Source organism: Escherichia sp. E1130 (assembly GCF_005781065.1).
Classification (GTDB): domain Bacteria; phylum Pseudomonadota; class Gammaproteobacteria; order Enterobacterales; family Enterobacteriaceae; genus Escherichia.
In genome coordinates this window covers 1-20,835 of the sequence record NZ_VATL01000029.1, presented here as the reverse complement: position 1 = coordinate 20,835, position 20,835 = coordinate 1, and the positions used below count along the sequence as shown (strand labels likewise).

Sequence of the window (20,835 nt, the reverse complement as noted above, 5' to 3'; positions counted from 1 at the left end):
ACGGCTGGGGATCCCCTGGAGGGTAACTAGATATTCTTATGGAAGAAAACGTCTAACTTTTGCGTCGCCTGGTCAACGTATTCTGGCACCCAATATGTCTCAATGTGGGTAGCACCATCGATCAGGAAGAGCTCTTTGTCCTTCGTACCGGTAGCTTTAGCGAACGCATCTTTAGTCATATAGAGCGTATCCGCTTTGGAACCGGCAATCATTAGCAGAGGTTTATTGAGCAGGTTGATATGGTCCGTCACGTCAAAGTTCATCAAGTCTAACAGACTGCTCGTGGTGTATTTAAACGTTGAGTTTGGATGTGCGTGGGTTTTCCAGTAGTACTCGTAGCCCTGGCGATATAACGCAAAAGGTAATTTAGCGATCTGTTCATCAGTCAGGTTGGCATCACCGGAGTAAAGCACTTCGCCACCGGCCACTTCCTGAGCTCGTGCATCTGAAGCCTGCTGAAGACGTTGTTGAATAGTATCCAACTGTGAATCCTGCATACCATTGCGCCGTACAAGTCCTGAATTAAACATGCTAATGGTTGCAATCGATTTGAATCGTTTGTCCGTCTCGGCGGCAGCAAGTGAATACCCTCCTCCCCCGCAAATCCCCAACAAACCAATACGGGTGCTATCAACACCGGGATACTGGCTGATGAAATCAGCCATACCGTGGATATCTTCAATACGATTCGCAGGTTTGTCTACGTTACGTGGCAGCCCTCCGCTGGCCCCTTGATAAGCAGCATCGGCGGCGATGGTAATATATCCGTGTTCAGCCAGGCGTTGGGCATATAATCCGGCGACCTGCTCTTTTACACCGCCATTAGGGTGAGCCACCACTATTGCCGGATATTTTTTCGCAGGGTCATAGTTAGCAGGTGTATACACATTCGCTGCAATCTGAATGCCATGCAGATCATATTTCACAGGATGGATATTGACCTTGCCTGCGACATAGTAGAGAGAAAAAACTGTCAGTATCATGACCGCTAAATAACATTTTTGTCAGGAAGTCCCCAGCTCATCGTGTTTTCCGTTGAGGACGGTTGAAATACGCTTTCCCGGGTCTGATTTATGAATCAGGCTGATTAACCCTATCGGTAAAGCTCTCTCAAATGAACATAAATATGTTGCTATACTCTAAATAATTCGAGTTGCAGGAAGGCGACAAGCGAGTGAATCCCCAGGAGCTTACATAAGTAAGTGACTGGGGTGATCGAACGCAGACGCAGCACATGCAACTTGAAGTATGACGAGTATATACTCATTCTGACTTAAGCGGCCGTGATATACCCCGTATAAAATAAGTCACTCATAACATTTCGACGAATAAAATTCGCAGCGTCCTGGTTGATAACTATTATATATACCATGACAAGGATATTAATATGGCGACACTTGAGCAACTTATTATTTTCTTTCTTCTTATTGGTATTGGCGTTATAGCACGTAAAGTGGGAGTTATTACACCGGGAAACACGCCCCAACTCACATCTCTTGTTTTTAATTTTGCGATGCCAGCTATTATACTTTCCGGGGTTACGACTGACCAGCCACATATTTCCGGAAAGGAACTTTCCATCGTACTTGCATCCGCATTCACTACACTTATTTTACTGATTATTTGCAGTCGTATGCTGGCAAGAGTTTTACGCTATGAAAGAGAATACTATGGTGTGATTACTGTCATGACAACATTTACTAATGTTTCCATGATGGGGATCCCAATGATATATTCTTTATATGGCGCCAACGCCATGATTTATATCACTGTCTTTTTACTCCCATATAACTTATTGTTCTTTTCATATGGTTATTACTGCATGAAAGACCAGAGTGGTAATGCTGAAACCATTAGCTTGAAAAATATGTTAAACGTTATCAATCCGGGGATTGTTGCCTGTATTCTTGCTTTGCTTTTATATATTTCAAATGTGCATATTCCTTACATCATTGCACAACCAATAAAAATGCTTGGCGCAATAACTGGCCCGGTTTCAATGCTACTGATAGGCTCATTCCTGTTAGACATCGAATGGAAATCTGTTTTTAAAGATGTGAAAGTATGGATATTCACTTTTTTTAAAATGGTCATCATTCCGCTTGTTATTATATTAATAATGAAGTTATTCATTAACGATGGGCTACTGTTGGGCGTCCTGCTTGCTGCGGTAGCAACGCCAGCTGGTGCAGGAACGCCCTTATTGGCTCAGATGTTAAATAAAAAAGTTTATCCGTTAGCTCTTAAAGGTGCGACATTAACCACACTGGTGTCACTTATTACGATGCCTCTCGTGGCAATGATGACGGGTATTGGATAAACCAGGAACGCTATTTTAAACCATCAGAGATAATATATGAACCATAACACTCCTTTCAAAAAAACGGTCGGTAATATCTTGTTGTCCGGACTAATATTTGCCGTTTCTGGTTGCGCAACGCACAGCATTCAGAGCCAAAGTACAGAACCGCATATTGTATTACAAACTCAGGGAAGTTTTGCTGTGGGAGGCACAACAGTCAAGCATTCAGGAACATTTTCAGAACAAAATTTTCTCTCCCCTGATGGTCAAACCGCTTATGGCGATCATGCTTATGTCTTCTACCAAATTCCGGTAAATGCACATAAATATCCGCTGGTCTTCCAGCATGGCGGTGCTCAAACAAAAAGAACATGGGAAAGTACACCAGATGGACGCGATGGATTTCAGAATATTTTTCTGAAAAAAAATTATAGTGTTTATCTCGTTGATCAACCACGCATGGGTGAAGCCGGTTTATCGACCAAAGATGATGCGGGTAAAAATCCCTGGGCGGGCAATCCTATGTATGCCGACAAGACGTTTTTTCTGTTGTCCCGTGTTGGCAATGAACAGGGTGTTTTTAAAAATTCGCAGTTCCCTGACAACCCTGCAAGTATTGAAGCATTCCAGCGTTCCTGGAATCCCTATTCAGGAGAACTTGATAATGACCTGAATGCGAAAACACTTGCACAGTTATTTGAAAAAATTGGTCAGGGTATTTTAATCACTCACTCGATGGGCGGCACTATTGGCTGGAGAACGCCCTTTTATACCGACAATGTAAAAGCCATTGTTGCTTATGAGCCAGGCGGAACACCATTTATCTTCCCGGAAAATGAGATGCCAGCACCGGTGAAGACGACATTTGCACCATTGAGCGCTTCCGCGATGGGAGTTCCCATGAACGATTTTCTCAAACTCACGCGAATCCCAATCGTTATCTATTATGGCGATTTTATTGCTGAAAAACCGGATGCTGCCGTTGGCCCGGATAAATGGAGAAGTGAATATGAAATGGCAAAGCAATTTGTCATGACAGTTAATCGTCACGGTGGAGACGCCACCCTTGTCCATCTTCCTGATATTGGCATCAAAGGCAATTCTCATTTCCTGATGGCGGAAAAAAATAATCAGGAGATTGCCGGGATACTGGCATCGTGGTTACACGATAAAGGACTCGATAAATAAATCAGCACCCTAAAGCCATAGATGTAGAGGGATGAATATTATGCGCCTTTTAATTATAGAAGATGAAGAGAAAACATCGACGTATATCAGTCGTGCATTAAAAGAATCGGGGTTCATCGTTGATATTTCAGCCGATGGCGCTGAAGGGCTTCATTACGCGCTGGAATTAGACTACGACGCGATAATTCTTGATGTGATGCTACCGGGAATGGATGGTTATCAAGTGCTGGAAGGCGTCCGGGCCAGAAAACAGACACCCGTGCTGATGCTGTCAGCTCGGGGCTCGGTCGACGAACGCGTCAAAGGGCTTCGTATGGGCGCGGATGATTATCTTCCTAAACCCTTTTCACTCATTGAATTGGTGGCGCGTATTCAGGCGTTGGTACGTCGCCGCCCTACCGATGGCGCAGACATCACTCAACTTCACATTCAGGATTTGCATCTCGACTTACTGGCGCGCAGGGTATTTCGCGGTGGAACGAGACTGGAACTAACCGCAAAAGAATTTTCCCTGCTGAGTCTGCTCGCTCGTCATCAGGGAGAGATTTTGTCAAAGATGATGATTGCCGAACAAATCTGGGACATGAATTTTGATAGTGATGCCAATGTAGTTGAAGTCGCCATTAAACGTTTACGCGCCAAAGTTGATGCCCCATTCGACGTTAAGCTACTTCATACCGTGCGCGGCATGGGGTATGTCCTCGAAGTCCGGCCTGAGTAAATAAAGAGGATAAGCATGGTTAAGCGTTCTATCTCTGTCCACCTGGCGCTGATGTTTGCTTTATCTGCGCTGCTGATTGTTTCCGTAATTGGCATCCTGCTCAGAAGCTCTTTGCATGATTCCTTGCAAAAACAGATGCACAACGAACTGTTGTTCAGGGAATCATTGATGAGCCCGTGGATCACCGCGCGAACCTCGGCCGATGGTTGGTCCACGCTTGCCAATAAATTCACCGTATTAGCCAACTCCGAAGGTGAGCGTGTTCGCTACTGGATTGTCAGCGATAACCCGCGTTTTAGCGTGGGAGGAATGCCGCCGGTGGGAGTTCAGTGGTCTTCTTTACGGGAGGGATTTAATAAAGTACCCGGCACATCAGAGAGCGCATGTTCACTGTTTTTGTTAGTGAAAACGATCCCGGCAAACGATGAAAGACCTGAGTTACGTTATGTGGTCGCCATTGATTCCACGCCGTACATGGGAACGCTCAATGCCTTTACGCGGACACTGCTGATCATTGCGGCTCTGGGCGTAGCGATCGTCGCCCTGCTAGGCTACGTTGTTTCAAAGATTGGCCTGCGTCCGGTGGGTATGCTCAGTAAGCAGGCGCAACATCTCGCCCCTGGGGACCATAGACAGCGACTGGACGCCAGAGCCTTACCCGAAGAGTTACAACAACTGGCCTCATCATTTAATGGCGTGCTGGAGCGCCAGGAAATCGCCTGGCGGCAACTCGAAAGTTTTAATGCCGATGTTGCTCATGAACTCCGCACACCGCTGACTAACCTGATTGGCCAGACGCAACTGGGGCTATCACGACGACGCTCTCATGAGGAACTGGAAGAATTACTGGGCTCGAATCTGGAAGAACTTGAACGTATGACGTCCATCGTCAATGACATGCTGTTCCTGTCTCATGCCCACGCGGGAGAACATGCTTCTCAGCTTACACAAGTCTCCTTGCGAGAAGAAACCCTTAAGACAGCAGAATATGTCGAGCCCTCATTTACTGAAAAACAGCTTTCGTTGGATGTTGAAGGCGATGTTACTGCGTTTATCGATCGGCGGCTGTTCCACCGCTCACTGGCCAATTTACTGGAAAATAGCGCAAGACATTCCCTTTCCAATAGCACTATTACTGTGCGCTTAAGCGAAAGGGATAATCAGGCCTGTGTTGAAGTTTCCAATCCAGGCAATCCGATAGCACCAGAACACTTACATCGGCTTTTTGAGCGGTTTTATCGCATCGACACTTCACGAGCAAGGAGTGATGCCCATCATGGGTTGGGCCTGTCGATCGTGCGTGCCGTCGCTATTATGCACCAGGGGGATGTCTTTGCCCGTAGTGAAGGCGACATCAATACATTTGGCCTCACTTTTGCGCTGAAAGCGGATAAAACGGTGAGCAATGCGCCTTCAGGCACTGAGTCTGGAGCAACGTTAACTGACAAAATTGTCAGCGAGGCGTCAGCCTGACGACATGTCCGTCTGAATAGAATCATTGTCTCCCCTCCTGTCACCGTAGATAAGGACGCGTTGTATGATCAGACAGTTACATTACCTTGGGCTACTACTGCCTCTCTTCACAACTTCATCATGGGCTGCGGAGCAAAATTCCACTGTCCATATCGCCCCCGCCGGAAGCCAGACTGCGGTGTATGGCTCGGCGGAGAATTTTACCGGTCGTGTCCGGGTTGATCCTCTGTTCAACGCTGACAACGACATCCGTGTTTCCGCAGCTTATGTCACCTTTGAACCTGGTGCCCGCTCCGCCTGGCATACGCATCCAGCAGGCCAGCGACTGATTGTGACCTCTGGTGTTGGACTCACCCAACAAGAAGGCAAGCCGGTGCAGGTGATCCGTGCTGGCGATGTTGTCTCTTGTCCGGCGGACGTTAAACACTGGCATGGGGCGGCCCCCGGTAGTGCGATGACACATCTGGCAATAACCGGCGTGGTGGATGGCAAAAGCGTTAACTGGAAGGAGTTAGTGACAGATGAACAATACCACGCCCATTAAGATATTAACGGTAGCGGTACTGCTAACCTTTGGTTTTGCGCTTACCGCAAATGCTGCGCTCATCAATAAAGGAGTTACCGAAATGAATCATGAATATACGGTTTCAGATACGCTGTCAGCTCGCCAGCAGGCCATTCCGTTGATTGCCGCATCAATGGCCAGCAGTCAGATGGATAAGCTGAATGCAGCGCTTAATCAAGGACTTGATACAGGACTCACGATAAACGAAGCTAAAGAAATTCTCATCCAGCTCTATGCCTATACGGGATTCCCCCGCAGCCTGAATGCACTGAATGAGCTGATGAAAGTCGTCGAAACACGTAAACAACGTGGCATCGAAGACATTGAAGGTAAAGCGCCGATCGCCCCGATTCCCGTCGGGGATGAGCTTCGCCGTGTCGGTACCGCAAACCAGACGAAAATCTCAGGCGCGCCTGTTCAGGGGCCACTGTTTGATTTTGCGCCAACAATAAATCAATTCCTGCAAACACATCTGTTCGGCGATATTTTCGCTCGCGATAACCTCGACTGGCAAAGCCGTGAACTGGCAACAGTTGGCGCATTAGCCGCTACGCCAGGCGTTGAAGCCCAGTTACTGTCACATACGCGAGCAAGTATGCGAGTCGGTCTGACGGCAGCGCAGTTACGACAGTTAGCACAGGTTCTGCGTGAACATGGCGACAATGATGCAGCCACAAGAGCTGAAGAGGCACTGCGAAAAGCGCTTGAGAACAAATAGAGACGGTCGTCATGCAGACTCTCCCCTGGGCAGTGCACATACGTGATTCATCCTCTGCATTTATGAATCCGCCAAATAAAGGCAATCAAGGGGGAGAAATAATTAATGCTGGCAACTCAGATATGATTAAACGGCAACCATAACAGAGGATGTGATTTTGAAAACGGTCTTAAAAATGCTGGCCATCTGCATGATGGCAGGAGGCCTGGGGGCGCAGTCTGTATACGCCGAACCATTGGTCATTCAGGAGCAAGGAAGTTTTTCTGCCGGAGGCACCATCATCACCGCCCCGGGAACATTTGATGCGAAAAAGCCGCTGGACTCTGCAGGTCAAACTTATCATGGCGATCATGCGTCGGTGTTCTATCAAATACCGGAGAATCCGCATAAATATCCCATAGTTATGCTGCATGGCGCGGGCCAGTCTTCTCGTACCTGGGAAAGTACGCCGGATGGTCGAGAAGGGTTCCAGAACATATTCCTGCGCCGCGGATTCTCCACGTATATTGTCGATCAGCCGCGTCGGGGTGATGCCGGACGTACCACTGTAGAAGGTACGGTTACACCAAAACCTGATGAGCAGATGTGGTTTAACCAGTTCCGTGTTGGCGTGTGGCCAGAGTATTTTAAAGGCGTCCAGTTTTCCCACGACAAAGAGGCACTAAATCAGTATTTCCGCCAGATGACTCCGAATACAGGGCCATTTGATGTCAATGTCATCTCTGATGCGATGTCTGCCGTAGTGGATAAATCAGGCCCGGCAATCCTCTTTACTCACTCTCAGGGGGGTGGACCAGGCTGGTATACCGCGATGAAAAACAACAAGGTCAAAGCCATTGTCGCCTTCGAGCCAGGCAGCGGTTTTGTGTTCCCGGAAAAAGAACTCCCTGCCCCTATGCCTAGTGCGTTCGACACGCTGAAGGGTGAATCCGTGCCAATGGAACAGTTTATGGCGCTGACTAAAATCCCGATTTTGATTATTTACGGCGATAACATACCGGATAAACCTGTAGCCATGCCCGCACAGGACAGCTGGCGAGTACGGCTGGCAATGGCGCGTAAGTGGCGTGACGTGGTTAACAAGCATGGTGGGGATGTGACGGTGACGCATCTGCCTGAGGCTGGAATCAGAGGTAATACCCACTTCCCGTTTTCCGACCTGAATAATGTGCAGATCGCTGATTTGGTGAGTCGGTTTTTGAAAGAGAAAAATCTGCAATAGCCATTTTAGAAGATCACCTTAAACGTTTAATAGAGCGCCTAACCTTCAGTGGGCGCTCATCGTATTGTGTAGCTTTTTCTGATGGAGATTCAGAGCCTCGAAGATGTTTGCTCTGTTCACTGCTGTATCAAGCTTTCAACGTTACTGAAGCGCTGGCCTTCGCTGTATTTACAGGCGTGCAGTGAAAAAGGTCATTATGCCCGCGCAAGGCCCACAGCAAAATGTGGACACGTTATTCCGCGTAGCGAAGTGCATCAATCAACAGCGCAAAAGCAGGCGGATGCTGCTTACGGCTGGGATAGTAAAGGTAATATCCGGGAAAAGTTGGACACCACTCCTGTAAAACCTGAATAAGCTCGCCTGACGTTACATAATCCTGAATCGCGTCTTCGGGAACACAGGCGATACCAAATCCTGATAATGCGGCATCAATTCTTTCTGGCAGCAAATTAAACGTCAGTTGCCCATCAACTCTGACCCGTAACGGTTTCCCTTCGCGTTCAAACTCCCAGTGATAAAGTCCACCGGCAGTTGGCAGACGCATATTGATGCAGCGATGATTTTGTAGTTCGTGAGGCGTTTCAGGCGCAGGGTTTGCAGCAAAATACGCCGGCGATCCCACCATGGCCATCCGCATATCCGGCCCAATTCGCACTGCAATCATATCCTTATCCACACTTTCACCCAGCCGTATCCCGGCATCAAAACGACCTTCAACAATATCGACAAAACCGTTATCCACCACCAGTTCGACATTGATTTCGGGATATTCCCTGAGGAACGGTTTTAGCTTCGGCCAGACCAGACTGCGCGCAGCATGTTCCCCGGCTGATAAACGAATATTCCCGGTGGGCGTGCCATTCAGTTGGATAAGTGATTCCAGCTCGCGCTCAAGCTCATCTATACGTGGCTCAAGACAGGCAATTATTCTCTCCCCTGCTTCCGTGGGAGCCACGCTACGGGTAGTTCGGGTTAAGAGACGGATATTTAACCTTTCCTCCAGTGCCTTCATTGCATGGCTAAGTGCAGACTGAGAGACGCCGAGTTTGCTCGCTGCTTTGGTAAAACTTCGCTCTCTTGCCACCACAAGAAAGATTTGCAGTTCGTTGAAGTTTTCTTTAAGCATTGACGATTTCCTTGTAGAAGCATTCCCTTCAAAGCGCATTCATGAAGGGCGTTCATAGACACAATCATTTTAGCCTCATTACTGGCAATAATGATAATTGATATTCTGGCTGTATCAAAAATAAGGCTGAATTATCAGAAGGTTTATCATGAAAATACTCGTTGCTGGCGCAACAGGAAGCATTGGTATTCATGTTGTGAATACTGCTATTGCAATGGGTCATCAGCCAGTGGCTCTGATCAGGAATCGGCGGAAAATCAAGTTACTCCCTCGTGGAACAGATATTTTCTATGGCGATGTTTCAATACCTGAAACACTCACCGATTTACCGAAAGATATTGATGCCATCATTTTTACACTCGGCTCCGATGGTCAGGGACGTATTGGTGCCAGAGCGATAGATTACGGCGGTGTACGTAACATTTTGCGAATATTCATGGATACACCTATTCGCATCGCCCTGATGACAACGATTGGCGTTACTGAGCGGCTCAGTAGCTGGAATCAACGTACTGAAGTTCATGACTGGAAAAGACGATCTGAACGCCTGGTCAGAGCCAGCGGGCATATCTACACTATCGTCAGACCCGGCTGGTTTGATTACAACAATGATGATGAGCACAGAATCGTCATGCTTCAGGGGGATAAACGCCATGCGGGAACGCCGGAAGATGGTGTTATCTCCCGGGAACAAATCGCCCGGGTACTGGTAACGGCCTTGAGCAATGATGCGGCAAAAAATAAAACGTTCGAACTGGTCGCAGAGCGAGGAGAAGCACAGCAGGATCTCACTCCTCTGTTTGCAGAGCTGCAGAGTGATAATCCCCAAAAAAATGATGGGGTTTTCGATATAGACAATATGCCCCTTACTGAAGAACCTGAGTGCGTTATTAACGACCTGAATCTGTATTCAAAAAATTCAAAAATCTGACAACGTTGTCATATGACAGTCAGTCTTATGACAGCTTAGAACTGTATATTTACAGATCAAGAAGGAGGAAGCTCCTTCTGATATTCGTCAACTTCCAAATACATCGTTTAAAACAGGTATCAGATATGAAAGCACTACTAATTACTGCATTATTCATGGGATTCATTTCGGTAAATACTGCATCTGCTGCTGAGGAGATTCGTCATGCAGATGGCAAAGAAAAGATTGGTGTAGTCTCAGCCAGTAATGCCCTGACGCTTGATGAATTATCGAATGCGCTTTCTCGTAAAGCTGATGATCAAGGAGCAACATCATTCAAAATTCTGTCAACCACGGGGAATAACCGGTTGCACGGGGTTGCTGAAATCTATAAGTAAGTAATTAGCATTTTGAACAATATATGTCACAGCCCTCTTATAGTTAGCGTCGTCTTATGTCCAGAACAGAAGATATTATCGATGAGGTAACTCAATGGATTGATTCAAACATACATAAACCGCTGAAGATAGACGATGTTGCTACGCGGGCTGGATACTCTAAGTGGCATCTTCAGCGGATTTTTGTACAGATAAAAAAAGTTAGCCTTGGGAAATATATCAAAGATAAAAAACTTAGTCTTGCAGCTAAAGATCTTGTCGAGACTAATGAGTCTATGATGAGCATCGCCTATAAATATGGGTTCGATTCACAACAGACCTTTACTCGGATTTTCGCTAAAAAATACAAATTGCCACCATTAAAATATAGAAACACCGAAAGGATAAAAAACATTAACATTTTAAATAATTTCACACTTACGTAGTATCACTTAAATGGTAATTTATTCTGCATCGAGAGATGAATACCTTTTGAGCCAATAGTTCTAATGGACATGGAAACCTGTTTACCCTTGTTGTATCCCCTCAGATATCACATTGACCATCTGGCTTAGCTTCATTGTCCACACAGTTTGCATCGCTACAGGCCGTGAGTTTTTTTACGAATTCTGGCAGCAAGTATTTAAACGCGGGCGGAAGCCTTTTAACTTCCGCCCGCAGCGCATGGTTTAATCCCTGCTCTGTTCAGGACACGTCTCAGAAATTAAAACGGAACCCGACACTGCCCGTGACCGGAGACTCGGTTTGTTTACCGTTTTCATAACGAGCCTCAGCCCAGAGGCCAGCATTTGGGGTCAGTTGCGCACTGACGCCCAGTCCGTATTTCCCGGTCGTCCCGGAGATGTCGTTCCTGAAGTCATAGGTGTCATTGATACGGACTTTGTTGTTGTCCGAAAATTCATGATTCACCGCCGCCGACAGGTACGGCTTGACTTCTTTTCCTCCAACGTCAAGGGTCATCCCCAGTTTCACGCCAGCCTCAGCCTGCAGGGATTTGGTCGCACCGACTTTGGCCTTCATACCGTTATTCAGGTGAATATCCTTCTCATCCGCCCTGAATGCCGTTGTCCGCACGTATGGCTGCGCCCATGCATTCTCATTCAGACCGAAGGTTCTGCCCGCTTCGAGGCTACCGCCGAAACCGTTCTGGCTGTAATCCCCTTTCACCGCCGTACCGTCACTCATCCAGGTACGCAGCTCATTATCAAAGCGGTTGTATTTCAGCACACCGTCCACGTAGTAGCCGTCATTATCAAACCAGGTTGCGTACAGGCCACCACCGGTGCTGTCGACTTTACTCTTTCCTCCACGGGCATGTTTAATGCTGTTGTCGCTGTAAGAGAAGAAAGTACCTACAGCTAAACTGCTGTTACCCAGGTCAAAGACCATATCGGCGCCGGTTTCGAAACCGTTCTGAGTCAGGGTATAGCCCGAGCTGGCCCCGCCGCTGATGCGGTTGTCTGACCCGGTATAACGACCCCATACGCCCCCTGGTGCACGGGTATTCTGCATCACATCACCATGGCGGAAACGCAGATTATCCAGCTCGCTGTTGAAGACGTATGCCGGTGCGGTCGCCATACCCAGTACCGCGTCGGCCGATTTTGTTGTGCGACGCACTGGAGACGATACACCTGCATCCGGATTCCCTGTACCTGGATTACCTGCATCCGGGTTACCTGTGCCCGGGTTACTAGCATCCGGGTTGTTACCAGCATCCGGGCTGGTCGGCGGAGTAACCGGAGGCGGAGTATCAGCCTTCAGATACCAGTTGGTATTTTCCTTGCTCAGGCCGTATTCCCAGGTACCGGCATCGACTTTCCCGCCTTTCAGGGTAAAAGCGGCATCACCGCCACCAGTCTGCACCACCTGAAGCGGCGCTCCAGCAGATACTGGCTCCAGACCGGTGTTTTTGATATCCAGCACAAAGTTACCGCTGGCATTGCCCACGACATTCAGCATATCTCCAGTATGTGATGCAATATCCGTGTTCATCCGGAACGTCCCGCTACCCGATAGGCTCCCGAGCGCCAGCGATACCGCCTGGAAGGCTGGCGTCATGCGCGTGGTTGTTGACGGACGGAAATCAACGGTCCCGTTATCCAGCGTTAATGCGCCGACAGTGGAGTCACCATCGAGATGCCAGACAGAAGCACCTTTAACCGCCATGTCACCTGCACCGGTGTTGTCCCCCGCAACATTCCCCGTCAGGATGGTCCCGTTATCCAGCGTCAGGGTGGTGCCTGACTGTGTCGTCACATTAGCGTTCGCCTTAAGGGCATCCATCGTCATGGCCCCGCCACTCTGAAGGACAATCCCACCGTCCTGAGACAACAGGCCGCTGAAACGGGTGCTACCGCCTTCCTGCGTCAGGGTACCGGTCCCCGTCAGGGTGCCTGCGAAAGTCGCAGCACTGTTGTTGAGGTAATACAGGTTGCCTTCGTTTGTGACTACGTCACCGACCAACGTCCCTTTATCAGTCAGGGTGGTGGTGCCGTAGAGCACACCGCCGCTGCGGACATCCAGCGTACCGTCACTGCCAACCATCGTATCGCTGGCCTGATGACCGTCAAACACCGTCAGGTATCCACCATTTTCCAGCAGCATATTGGCTGCACTGCCGCCAGCGATACTGAAGCTGCCGTTATCGTTGGTACCACTCACGGCTGCACTGGTATTGGTGACAACAGCCCCGCCACTGTTCTGGGTAACCTTAGAGGCTGAACCTCCGGCCTCAACCTGTAGCATGCCGCCGCTTGTAATAGTCGTTTCTGTGACATTACCGTCGATGTAAACATGCTGACGTCCACCACTGTTAACGATTGTGTCAGTGGCACTGCCGCCACTGGAGACGTACTGGCGTCCGCCGTTGTTAACAGTAGTTTTCGTGGCATTTCCGCCGTAGAGATACTGCCCCCCACCGGAATTAATTGTAGTGTTAGTGGTACTGCCGCCGCTGGAGATAAACTGGCGCCCAGTATTGTTAATTACGGTGTCCGTGGCACTGCCGCCGATACGTACATACTGGCGACCTCCGCTATTAATAGAAGTAGCAATGGCGATACCGCCTTTGGAGACAAACTGACGCCCACCGTCATTAACAGAGGCGTTCAACGCATTGCCGCCGCTGTAGACATATTGGCTCCCTCCGTTGTTAACGAGGGTGCTCGTGGCAACACCGCCGCTGGAGACTGCCTGGATACCACCACTATTAAGGGTAGTGCTCGTAGCACTGCCGTCTGAATTGATATTCTCGCGGCCACCGTTATTAACGATGGTGCCAGTGACACTACCGCCGCTGGATACATGCAGTAAGCCATTGCTGTTAATGGTTGTGTCAGTAGCGATGCCCTCGACCATCATATCTCCACCACTGTTAATAGTGGTACCTGTGGCCTGATGCCCATTGAGTACAGCGAGAGAACCACCATTCTCAAGCAACATATTGCTGGCACTGCCTGCGGCAATACTGAAGCTGCCATTCTGGTTAGTCCCGTCTATAACAGCGCTGGTATTGGTCACGATAGCCCCACCGCTGTTCTGGGTAACCAGCGAGGCAGAACCACCGGCGTTCACCTGAAGCACACCGCCGCTGTGGACCGTGGTGCTGGTTGTACTACCACCAGAACTTACAATCTGAACCCCACCACTGTTAATGGAGGTATCTTGTGCACTTCCATTCGAAGCTACCCTAAAAAGTGCTCCGTCGTTTAGCATGGTTTTGATTGCTATAGATACCTTCCTACCGTCACCAACAAACATCATCCCGCCGCTATTGATTGTAGTGTCGGTAGCAGATCCTCCTGATTTGACATACATATAGCCATTAAAAATAGTAGTACCGATGGCACTACCAGCAATCATATTGGTAGTGTTTTGGCCTAAGACCTCAAGTTGCCCGCCATTATTGATAATGGTGTCAATAACGGTGCCGCCACTTCTATAAGAAGCACCGGCGGCCAATCTGCCTCCATCAACGATGATGTTGGTACCGACGCCGCCTGAAGTGATGTCTATTATCCCGCCACTGTTAATAGTTGCACTAATGACATTCCCATTAGCATGCATAGAACCACCATCATTAACTGTGGTATTGATCGCACTGTTCCCCTTGTAAACTATCAGCTCTGAACCTCTATTGACGGTCTGATTCTCATAGGCCGCCAGTACAGGCTGTGACGGCAAAAGCAAACCGGCAATCAGCCCTGCCAGCGCGGTACGCTTGATTTGCCGGGGGCGCCGGCCTCCTTTACGGGTCAGTTCTGAAGTGACCACCCACATCCCGGTGGATTCATTCCAGACAGTGTTATAAACCTTATTCATTGCTTACTCCTTTCTCCAGAGTGTCCTCAACACCCTGCTCAGTTAAAGAACGGTGAAGTTTATTGATGACGCCCTTGACCTGGGCGCCGGTTATCAGCCGGGTACATTCAAATTGCCGGTCAGTATTCTTATGTCTCGGGCACCACAAAAAATCGTGGTGGTCAAAATTCAGCGATGTATCGTCCCAGCATCCATAACAGCCATGGGAGTTGAATACCCGCCATGGGGTATAAAATTCGCTGTTGGGCAGGCTGAAGCCACTTATCAGCACCACCGGAATACGGGTAGCCCAGGCCAGCCATGACAGACCGCTTGGCAGGCCGATGAAGAAACTGGCATGCCGCAGCAGGTTCACCCTCTCCTGCAGCGGTAGCTTGCCGGTAAAGTCTTCGGCTCCCCACGGGATGTGATTCCAGACAAAGCCCTGGCCATAGTGGGCGTCCCGGTCAATGCACAGCACCCGGTAACCCAGTGATTTCAGGTGTGCGATGACCTCACTCCAGCCAGTGCCGTTGTTCCAGTATTTCGCCTGACAGGTGGACTGTGTGGCGATGCACACATAAGGCTCCTGGATAACCCGGGGCGCGGACAGGTCAAGCCGGACGGGGGCTTCACGCGGGTCAACGCCCAGAATGTAGCCTGCAGAACGGTGGAAACCGACCTTGCGAAAATCCACCGGCTGATTGTTTGTATCGCCACCGAAATAAAGCCCCACGCGATACGTGGCATAAGGCGCCACCGTGCGCGGCTTATCCGGCGTGGAAAACTGTATCTGCGGATACTGAGGCGCCAGCAGATCAATAATGTCCTGCGCCATCGTGCATTCCAGACTGCACTTATGCAGGGACTGGAAGCGTTCCGCATAAGGAAACCAGCCGAGCAAATCGCCTAGCGTACCGGTCGGGAATGAAATCAGTACAGGCCGGTCTTTCAGTTTCAGTGTTTCATCCAGCAGGGGCGTTTCTTCCCCCTGACGGAATACCTGAATACGAAAGCGCACGAAATATTTCTTACTGCTGGTTACCCAGCCTTTATCCACATCGCAGCAGAAAAGAATATTTTCTGAATCCGCATCCAGCAGACGCACGTGCCATTTCCCTTCAGGAAGCAATACACGTGCACCATCATTAAAGTCATAAAAAATATTTTCAGGCCCTGCCTGCGTTGGCGTATCAGGCGGAGGGATAAAAAATGTATTCTTCAGCGTTGACATATTTTCACCTTCAAAAATATATAAGCGTTGAAAAGCACGATGAGTACGCTAAAAATATAACTGAAGTGTCTTTCTTATGATGAGTAACACCCATCGCACGGTTCTGATATTCTTCTGTAATAGCAGAGAGGAGTTCACATATGATATTCTCACGATGTCACACCTCGCGCATTCCATTATGGTTAAAACGACTTTAGTCGTTGCCGATGAAATGCTCTCTGCATTACTTCCGGCTACGCGCAGGAGTTAGTTTACAGTTTACGTGCGGAAAGACTTATCAATTTCGGAAGTGTATCCGGTCAGTACGTACTGTTACAGCGCTTACAAAAACTTCCTGTTCATAATCCATGCAATATCATTCCGGTTTCTCAGACCGATTTTAAATATCGCCTTTTGTCGGTAGTAACACACATTGCTGTAATGTATCTGCATACGCTTTGCAATATCACTTACAGTTTCACCGCCAAGAAGTGCATTTATCACATGTCGCTCATTAGCACTTAAACGCTGAAATCTATACCCACTGCTTATATAGCGAGAAGGCACGGCCAGAATGCGCAGAAAAATATTTTTCAATTGATGAAAGCTTTGTGACGGAGAAATCCAGGTAAAAGGATATCTGATATTATTCAGCCCTCCCTGATAGCCAAATAAAATGCATGGAGTCCCTCTCAGTTCGTGGCGTTCAGAATAAAGGACTGACAGATTCCACAAAAACCACAGCGCCCTCACAGTCACTGATGACTCATAGCAGGTGAGATCTACCACAATGACACGCTGTTTCCCGGGGAGGTGTCTATCAGACAGAATATGCGACACAATCTGCTCCGGTGTTTCCACGGAAATAACCTGAACAGCATGTTGCCCGGCACTTTCCATCACTGCAAAAAGCCCGAGGCGGGTGTACTGACACTGACTCATCAAAAATATCTGTTTCATCCGTATTCTGTCAGCTCCAGAGGAGCCTGTTCATTCTGTTTTCTCGATACCATCCACTGACGTAGTTTCTGAAATTTTGTCTGTGGCCTGAGTGACTGCTTTGCTGCGGGGGCAACAGGTTCCAACAGAACATCCAGTTCTGCCCCTGAACTTGCCGGGATTTCCTGCGGATCCTGTATATCCAGGATCCGCAGAGCGCGTCTTCGTCCCGTTGTCGGTTCGTTCTGTATGAAGCGCCTGCTGCGGATATGGTTTCGTCCCTCGTGCTCAATGTAATACAGAATATTTTTTGCTGTTCTCTGGGGTATATGAAACTCCCGGCTGACCGCCTCAACTGTCAGTAACCTGCCGGTTCGCATCCCCCAGAAGGTCACGATGATATACAGTGGTCGAGCCTGCATGTCCTGAACACACTCAGGACAGAAAAAATGTCTCTTTATTCGTCTGCGTCTCTCAGGCATACCCGCCACCTGAATATCTCTCCGTCAGAAGTATGAATTAAGAAGCACTGACATCCCTCCCCCCAATAATGACAACAGACATCTGTTGCCGCTTGTGTCGGGTTATCAGTGCTGAGTAATGCGCAATACAGGTGCACAAGAAGAGGATCTGTTGTTGTCAAAATGACCCATTTTGACAACATTGGATTAAAAAACTAAATTTTTGCTTTTATCTGGTTTTATTTTCTTAGTTATGTGATGTTTTTGGCTATTTATACTATTGATGGAGTTTTGGAAAATTTAGAAAACTGACAGACATCAATGCCATATTGTTACAGAAGGGAATTGATACGGGGGTTTTATTGATTTAAATCAAATGATCTTTAATTAATTGTTGTTTGCATAACATGTGTTTTTTAACATTTGCAACCGCAATACAGGCAGTTTACAGTTTGGGTCAAAAAGTTGCTTTTTCGCCCTTTTTGACGGCTTCCATAACCGTTCAAAGCGGGCCGAATTTGAAGCTGTATAAATCACCGTATGCCGGATATTCCGGTGTCCCAGGTAATCCTGAATCAGGCGTGTATCGATGCCGTTATCAGCCAACGCGTAACCACACCCATGTCTCAGCATATGTGGATGGACAGCAACAGCCAGCCCGGCATTTCTTCCTGCTTCAGCCAGCAAGTTATAAAATCGTTGACGGGTAAGCGGACGCCCTGATCTGGAAATAAACAGCCAGTCCCTCTCTTCTTCTGTTGTAGGTAATTTCATAGTTTCCCGGGCTTTGAGCCAGTTCCTGATACATTGTACTTCTTCAGTCAGTAAGGGGTGCACAGTGCTGAAGCCGTTTTTCAGGCGCTGGACGCACAGTTTTCGGGACTCGAGCTCAAGATCAGCAAGACGTAACGAAAGCATTTCGCTGACCCTGAGTCCGTGGATAAAGGCAAGAAGTATCATGCAGGCATCACGTTCCGGGTGGCGCCCCTTCAGCACCGCCTGTAGCAAAAGGCTGACTTCATGGTGAGTAAGAAATTTTCGGGAAGACATTAATGGCTCCGGTCAGATGAAACAGAGCGGTCAAGAGTGACACGATGCCCCCATCAGGCTATGGCTAAACGTGCTAAAGTCAGGAAAGCAGAATAAAACACCGATTGCTCTTAAGAACAGTCAACTGGCATGGACCCACAGGTACAGCAAATGAATTTAATCCAGCAACTGGCGGGAATTATCGAAGGGAATCTGAACAGCTCACTGTCAGTAAAAGTTCTTGCTGAACGTTCAGGCTATTCAGAACGCTGGTTGTACAAACTGTTTCAGGATGTAACGGGGATCAGTGTGGCGCAATACATACGTCGCAGAAAACTAACACTTGCCGCTTTACTTTTGCGTCATACCAGTCGCCGGATAACAGATATATCACTAATGTATGAGTTCAGTTCGCCCCAGGCTTTTTCCCGTGCTTTCAGGCAACAGTTCAAGGTGTCACCAGTACAGTATCGCAATGCGGATGCCTGGGATATGCAGTATGCCCAGCCCGTATTGTACAGAACCACACTGTGCACAAAATTCAGAATGATTGAGATAGCTGAGGGCAATCATCCTTCTGTTCCAAACCTTAAAATGCCTGTGAATCTGGGAATGGACTTTATCCATACCCAGAGCGGCGATCATTTTATTTATAACCGTAACCTTTTTCAGTCCATAGTATCAATTTATGATCCTGTTAATGAAATGTCTGATTTTATGATTTCAGGTGAAATGATACCCTCCAGAGAAACAGATTCTGAACTAATTTATACTTTTAAAGAAATAAACAGTTTTTCCCTACCAGAGACACTTCTTCCTGATGGTTTATATGCCAGCCAGGAATTTACTGGGACATACAAAGAGATTTTTGATTTTCATATATATGATGCCATGGGGGCGCTGTGTATTAATAAATGTGTTTTAAAAAGAGGACCTATATATACACTATTTCACAGAACAGATAATAAAAATATTATGGATATGCAATTCCTCACTCCTTGCGTAAAAATTTAACTGCGCCAGACCCGATGAAAACGACCTGGATTACTGGCCGTATACAGTACAGTATGATGAATGTTCCTGTGACCCAGATAATCCTGAATCAGACGGGTATCCAGTCCCTGATTAGCAAGAGCATAACCACAGGCATGACGCAACATGTGCGGATGAACCTTAATTCTCAGACCCGCACGCTGACTATATCGTGCGCAGAGTTTATAAATCCATTGTCTGGAAATTTTTTTTCCATGGCTTGACAGAAAAAGATAATCATCCTGACTACCTTTAGCGTATCTTTTTCTAATCAGGAACCAGCGTTGCAATAATTCTATTGTTTCTGGCTGTAATGGATGTGAAGTTGATAATCCATTTTTCAGACGCCTAATAAAAACAATTTTTTCAGTCATATCAAGATCTCCCAGTCTAAGGTCTATCAACTCACTGACGCGAAGTCCATGAATGTAAGTTATATGTAGCAATGCTTTATCACGGATTTCATTTCGCGTACCCGTTATAGCATTAAAAAAAAGCGCCCATTCGCTGCTGGTGATGTATTTACGCATATTTCCTCCTGTCAGAGTTATACCTGAATTTTACACTATTAATTAAAAGGAAGACTTATCAGTTTCGGAAGTTGGCGTGTAAACGATCCCCAACGCCGTATTGACGTTATCTTGCCTGGCCTTCAAAGATAATAAGTGAACGTCCATATGACACGTAGGGTAAAAATCAGCTTACATCCAGGGCAACAACTCCTTCACGCAGTTACCTGTATCGTAGTATTACTGCCGAAATAACAACTTACCCCACGAACAATGTTGGCGGGGATTCTGGTAATTATATCTTTTTTATTCGATAATCTTTAAAAACGTTCAACAAAAATTAACCACTAACTAATAATGATATTTTATTGGCTAATTTTTACGTGATAATAACGGCAGGTAAAAAAACACATTAAAATAACGCTAAAAAGATCGAAATTATCATTAGTATATTGCTCATCCTTTTGTTTTTACTTAAAAAAACATAATGCAATTATTGTCAAAAACCAAACAAGATTAGGATTTTGTTATTTAAAACCCAGACCATTGAGCTTGCTTACTTTATCGATAAATCCTACTTTTTTATTGCGATCCAATCATTTTAAGGAGTTTGAAATGGATAAGAAGCAAGTAACGGATTTAAGGTCGGAACTACTCGATTCACGTTTTGGTACAAAATCTATTTCCACCATCGCTGAATCTAAACATTTTCCGCTGCATGAAATGC

Annotated in this window: 20 protein-coding genes; 12 read left to right on the top strand and 8 right to left on the bottom strand. The window is 47.3% G+C overall.

Annotation, left to right across the window (positions count from 1 at the left end):
• Nucleotides 1-26: 26 nt before the first annotated feature.
• Nucleotides 27-983, bottom strand: a complete 957-nt coding sequence (locus FEK66_RS21905; protein WP_138211542.1) for an alpha/beta hydrolase — start codon at nucleotides 981-983, stop codon at nucleotides 27-29.
• Between the two features lie 404 nt (nucleotides 984-1,387).
• On the opposite strand from FEK66_RS21905, the gene FEK66_RS21900 reads away from it, so the two are divergent.
• The 7 genes from FEK66_RS21900 to FEK66_RS21870 all read left to right on the top strand — a co-directional run bounded on the left by FEK66_RS21900 (nucleotide 1,388) and on the right by FEK66_RS21870 (nucleotide 8,189).
• Nucleotides 1,388-2,320: an AEC family transporter gene (locus FEK66_RS21900; RefSeq protein WP_138211541.1), complete on the top strand. Its 933-nt coding sequence runs from the start codon at nucleotides 1,388-1,390 to the stop codon at nucleotides 2,318-2,320.
• A gap of 36 nt (nucleotides 2,321-2,356) precedes the next feature.
• On the top strand, nucleotides 2,357-3,490 hold the full coding sequence (locus FEK66_RS21895) for an alpha/beta fold hydrolase (protein WP_138211540.1): 1,134 nt from the start codon (nucleotides 2,357-2,359) through the stop codon (nucleotides 3,488-3,490).
• 40 nt (nucleotides 3,491-3,530) lie between these two features.
• Complete coding sequence (locus FEK66_RS21890) at nucleotides 3,531-4,211, top strand: heavy metal response regulator transcription factor (protein WP_130260640.1); 681 nt, start codon at nucleotides 3,531-3,533, stop codon at nucleotides 4,209-4,211.
• 15 nt (nucleotides 4,212-4,226) lie between these two features.
• Nucleotides 4,227-5,684 carry a heavy metal sensor histidine kinase gene (locus tag FEK66_RS21885; protein ID WP_135495298.1) on the top strand — a complete coding sequence of 486 codons (1,458 nt, stop codon included), beginning with the start codon at nucleotides 4,227-4,229 and terminating at the stop codon, nucleotides 5,682-5,684.
• Between the two features lie 64 nt (nucleotides 5,685-5,748).
• On the top strand, nucleotides 5,749-6,228 hold the full coding sequence (locus FEK66_RS21880) for a cupin domain-containing protein (RefSeq protein WP_130260642.1): 480 nt from the start codon (nucleotides 5,749-5,751) through the stop codon (nucleotides 6,226-6,228).
• Nucleotides 6,206-6,967 (top strand): carboxymuconolactone decarboxylase family protein, encoded by a 762-nt coding sequence (locus FEK66_RS21875; RefSeq protein ID WP_135495297.1) that lies wholly within the window; start codon nucleotides 6,206-6,208, stop codon nucleotides 6,965-6,967. Before FEK66_RS21880 ends, FEK66_RS21875 begins: the two co-directional genes overlap by 23 nt.
• 157 nt (nucleotides 6,968-7,124) lie before the next feature.
• Nucleotides 7,125-8,189 carry an alpha/beta fold hydrolase gene (locus FEK66_RS21870; protein WP_130260643.1) on the top strand — a complete coding sequence of 355 codons (1,065 nt, stop codon included), beginning with the start codon at nucleotides 7,125-7,127 and terminating at the stop codon, nucleotides 8,187-8,189.
• A 232-nt stretch (nucleotides 8,190-8,421) separates the two neighbouring features.
• On the opposite strand, the gene FEK66_RS21865 is transcribed toward FEK66_RS21870, so the two are convergent.
• Entirely contained in the window at nucleotides 8,422-9,315 is an 894-nt protein-coding gene (locus FEK66_RS21865) for a LysR family transcriptional regulator (protein ID WP_135406649.1), read from the bottom strand.
• A gap of 148 nt (nucleotides 9,316-9,463) precedes the next feature.
• On the opposite strand from FEK66_RS21865, the gene FEK66_RS21860 reads away from it, so the two are divergent.
• The 3 genes from FEK66_RS21860 to FEK66_RS21850 all read left to right on the top strand — a co-directional run bounded on the left by FEK66_RS21860 (nucleotide 9,464) and on the right by FEK66_RS21850 (nucleotide 11,048).
• Nucleotides 9,464-10,246 carry an SDR family oxidoreductase gene (locus FEK66_RS21860; RefSeq protein WP_135495296.1) on the top strand — a complete coding sequence of 261 codons (783 nt, stop codon included), beginning with the start codon at nucleotides 9,464-9,466 and terminating at the stop codon, nucleotides 10,244-10,246.
• 125 nt (nucleotides 10,247-10,371) lie between these two features.
• A complete protein-coding gene (locus tag FEK66_RS21855; RefSeq protein WP_135495332.1) occupies nucleotides 10,372-10,623 on the top strand; it encodes a DUF1471 domain-containing protein in 252 nt (83 codons plus the stop codon).
• A 56-nt stretch (nucleotides 10,624-10,679) separates the two neighbouring features.
• A complete protein-coding gene (locus tag FEK66_RS21850) occupies nucleotides 10,680-11,048 on the top strand; it encodes a helix-turn-helix domain-containing protein (protein ID WP_135495295.1) in 369 nt (122 codons plus the stop codon).
• A 271-nt stretch (nucleotides 11,049-11,319) separates the two neighbouring features.
• Here FEK66_RS21850 and FEK66_RS21840 read toward each other — a convergent pair whose 3' ends face one another.
• The 5 genes from FEK66_RS21840 to FEK66_RS21820 all read right to left on the bottom strand — a co-directional run bounded on the left by FEK66_RS21840 (nucleotide 11,320) and on the right by FEK66_RS21820 (nucleotide 18,588).
• Entirely contained in the window at nucleotides 11,320-14,946 is a 3,627-nt protein-coding gene (locus tag FEK66_RS21840; protein ID WP_135495294.1) for an autotransporter outer membrane beta-barrel domain-containing protein, read from the bottom strand.
• Nucleotides 14,939-16,159, bottom strand: a complete 1,221-nt coding sequence (locus tag FEK66_RS21835) for an autotransporter strand-loop-strand O-heptosyltransferase (protein WP_138211539.1) — start codon at nucleotides 16,157-16,159, stop codon at nucleotides 14,939-14,941. Before FEK66_RS21835 ends, FEK66_RS21840 begins: the two co-directional genes overlap by 8 nt.
• Nucleotides 16,160-16,480: 321 nt before the next feature.
• Nucleotides 16,481-17,098 carry a LuxR C-terminal-related transcriptional regulator gene (locus tag FEK66_RS21830; RefSeq protein WP_135495293.1) on the bottom strand — a complete coding sequence of 206 codons (618 nt, stop codon included), beginning with the start codon at nucleotides 17,096-17,098 and terminating at the stop codon, nucleotides 16,481-16,483.
• Entirely contained in the window at nucleotides 17,095-17,559 is a 465-nt protein-coding gene (locus tag FEK66_RS21825) for a CaiF/GrlA family transcriptional regulator (RefSeq protein WP_135492639.1), read from the bottom strand. The genes FEK66_RS21830 and FEK66_RS21825 overlap by 4 nt, the downstream gene beginning before the upstream one ends.
• 366 nt (nucleotides 17,560-17,925) lie before the next feature.
• Nucleotides 17,926-18,588, bottom strand: a complete 663-nt coding sequence (locus FEK66_RS21820; protein ID WP_135406619.1) for a tyrosine-type DNA invertase — start codon at nucleotides 18,586-18,588, stop codon at nucleotides 17,926-17,928.
• Nucleotides 18,589-18,738: 150 nt separating this feature from the next.
• Here FEK66_RS21820 and FEK66_RS21815 point away from each other — a divergent pair, with 150 nt between their 5' ends.
• Entirely contained in the window at nucleotides 18,739-19,581 is an 843-nt protein-coding gene (locus tag FEK66_RS21815; protein ID WP_130210255.1) for a helix-turn-helix transcriptional regulator, read from the top strand.
• Here the strand turns inward: FEK66_RS21815 and FEK66_RS21810 are convergent.
• A complete protein-coding gene (locus FEK66_RS21810) occupies nucleotides 19,578-20,129 on the bottom strand; it encodes a tyrosine-type recombinase/integrase (protein ID WP_130219595.1) in 552 nt (183 codons plus the stop codon). The genes FEK66_RS21815 and FEK66_RS21810 overlap by 4 nt on opposite strands.
• A 594-nt stretch (nucleotides 20,130-20,723) precedes the next feature.
• Here FEK66_RS21810 and FEK66_RS26065 point away from each other — a divergent pair.
• A partial coding sequence (locus FEK66_RS26065; protein ID WP_240730951.1) for a hypothetical protein occupies nucleotides 20,724-20,835 on the top strand: 112 nt, incomplete at its 3' end.

Excerpts from the sequence above, each read along its gene's own strand:
- FEK66_RS21905 (WP_138211542.1), bottom strand. The coding sequence starts at position 983 with ATGATACTGACAGTTTTTTCTCTCTACTATGTCGCAGGCAAGGTCAAT.
- FEK66_RS21900 (WP_138211541.1), top strand. The coding sequence starts at position 1,388 with ATGGCGACACTTGAGCAACTTATTATTTTCTTTCTTCTTATTGGTATT.
- FEK66_RS21895 (WP_138211540.1), top strand. The coding sequence starts at position 2,357 with ATGAACCATAACACTCCTTTCAAAAAAACGGTCGGTAATATCTTGTTG.
- FEK66_RS21890 (WP_130260640.1), top strand. The coding sequence starts at position 3,531 with ATGCGCCTTTTAATTATAGAAGATGAAGAGAAAACATCGACGTATATC.
- FEK66_RS21885 (WP_135495298.1), top strand. The coding sequence starts at position 4,227 with ATGGTTAAGCGTTCTATCTCTGTCCACCTGGCGCTGATGTTTGCTTTA.
- FEK66_RS21880 (WP_130260642.1), top strand. The coding sequence starts at position 5,749 with ATGATCAGACAGTTACATTACCTTGGGCTACTACTGCCTCTCTTCACA.
- FEK66_RS21875 (WP_135495297.1), top strand. The coding sequence starts at position 6,206 with ATGAACAATACCACGCCCATTAAGATATTAACGGTAGCGGTACTGCTA.
- FEK66_RS21865 (WP_135406649.1), bottom strand. The coding sequence starts at position 9,315 with ATGCTTAAAGAAAACTTCAACGAACTGCAAATCTTTCTTGTGGTGGCA.
- FEK66_RS21860 (WP_135495296.1), top strand. The coding sequence starts at position 9,464 with ATGAAAATACTCGTTGCTGGCGCAACAGGAAGCATTGGTATTCATGTT.
- FEK66_RS21855 (WP_135495332.1), top strand. The coding sequence starts at position 10,372 with ATGAAAGCACTACTAATTACTGCATTATTCATGGGATTCATTTCGGTA.
- FEK66_RS21850 (WP_135495295.1), top strand. The coding sequence starts at position 10,680 with ATGTCCAGAACAGAAGATATTATCGATGAGGTAACTCAATGGATTGAT.
- FEK66_RS21840 (WP_135495294.1), bottom strand. The coding sequence starts at position 14,946 with ATGAATAAGGTTTATAACACTGTCTGGAATGAATCCACCGGGATGTGG.
- FEK66_RS21835 (WP_138211539.1), bottom strand. The coding sequence starts at position 16,159 with ATGTCAACGCTGAAGAATACATTTTTTATCCCTCCGCCTGATACGCCA.
- FEK66_RS21830 (WP_135495293.1), bottom strand. The coding sequence starts at position 17,098 with ATGAAACAGATATTTTTGATGAGTCAGTGTCAGTACACCCGCCTCGGG.
- FEK66_RS21825 (WP_135492639.1), bottom strand. The coding sequence starts at position 17,559 with ATGCCTGAGAGACGCAGACGAATAAAGAGACATTTTTTCTGTCCTGAG.
- FEK66_RS21820 (WP_135406619.1), bottom strand. The coding sequence starts at position 18,588 with ATGTCTTCCCGAAAATTTCTTACTCACCATGAAGTCAGCCTTTTGCTA.
- FEK66_RS21815 (WP_130210255.1), top strand. The coding sequence starts at position 18,739 with ATGAATTTAATCCAGCAACTGGCGGGAATTATCGAAGGGAATCTGAAC.
- FEK66_RS21810 (WP_130219595.1), bottom strand. The coding sequence starts at position 20,129 with ATGCGTAAATACATCACCAGCAGCGAATGGGCGCTTTTTTTTAATGCT.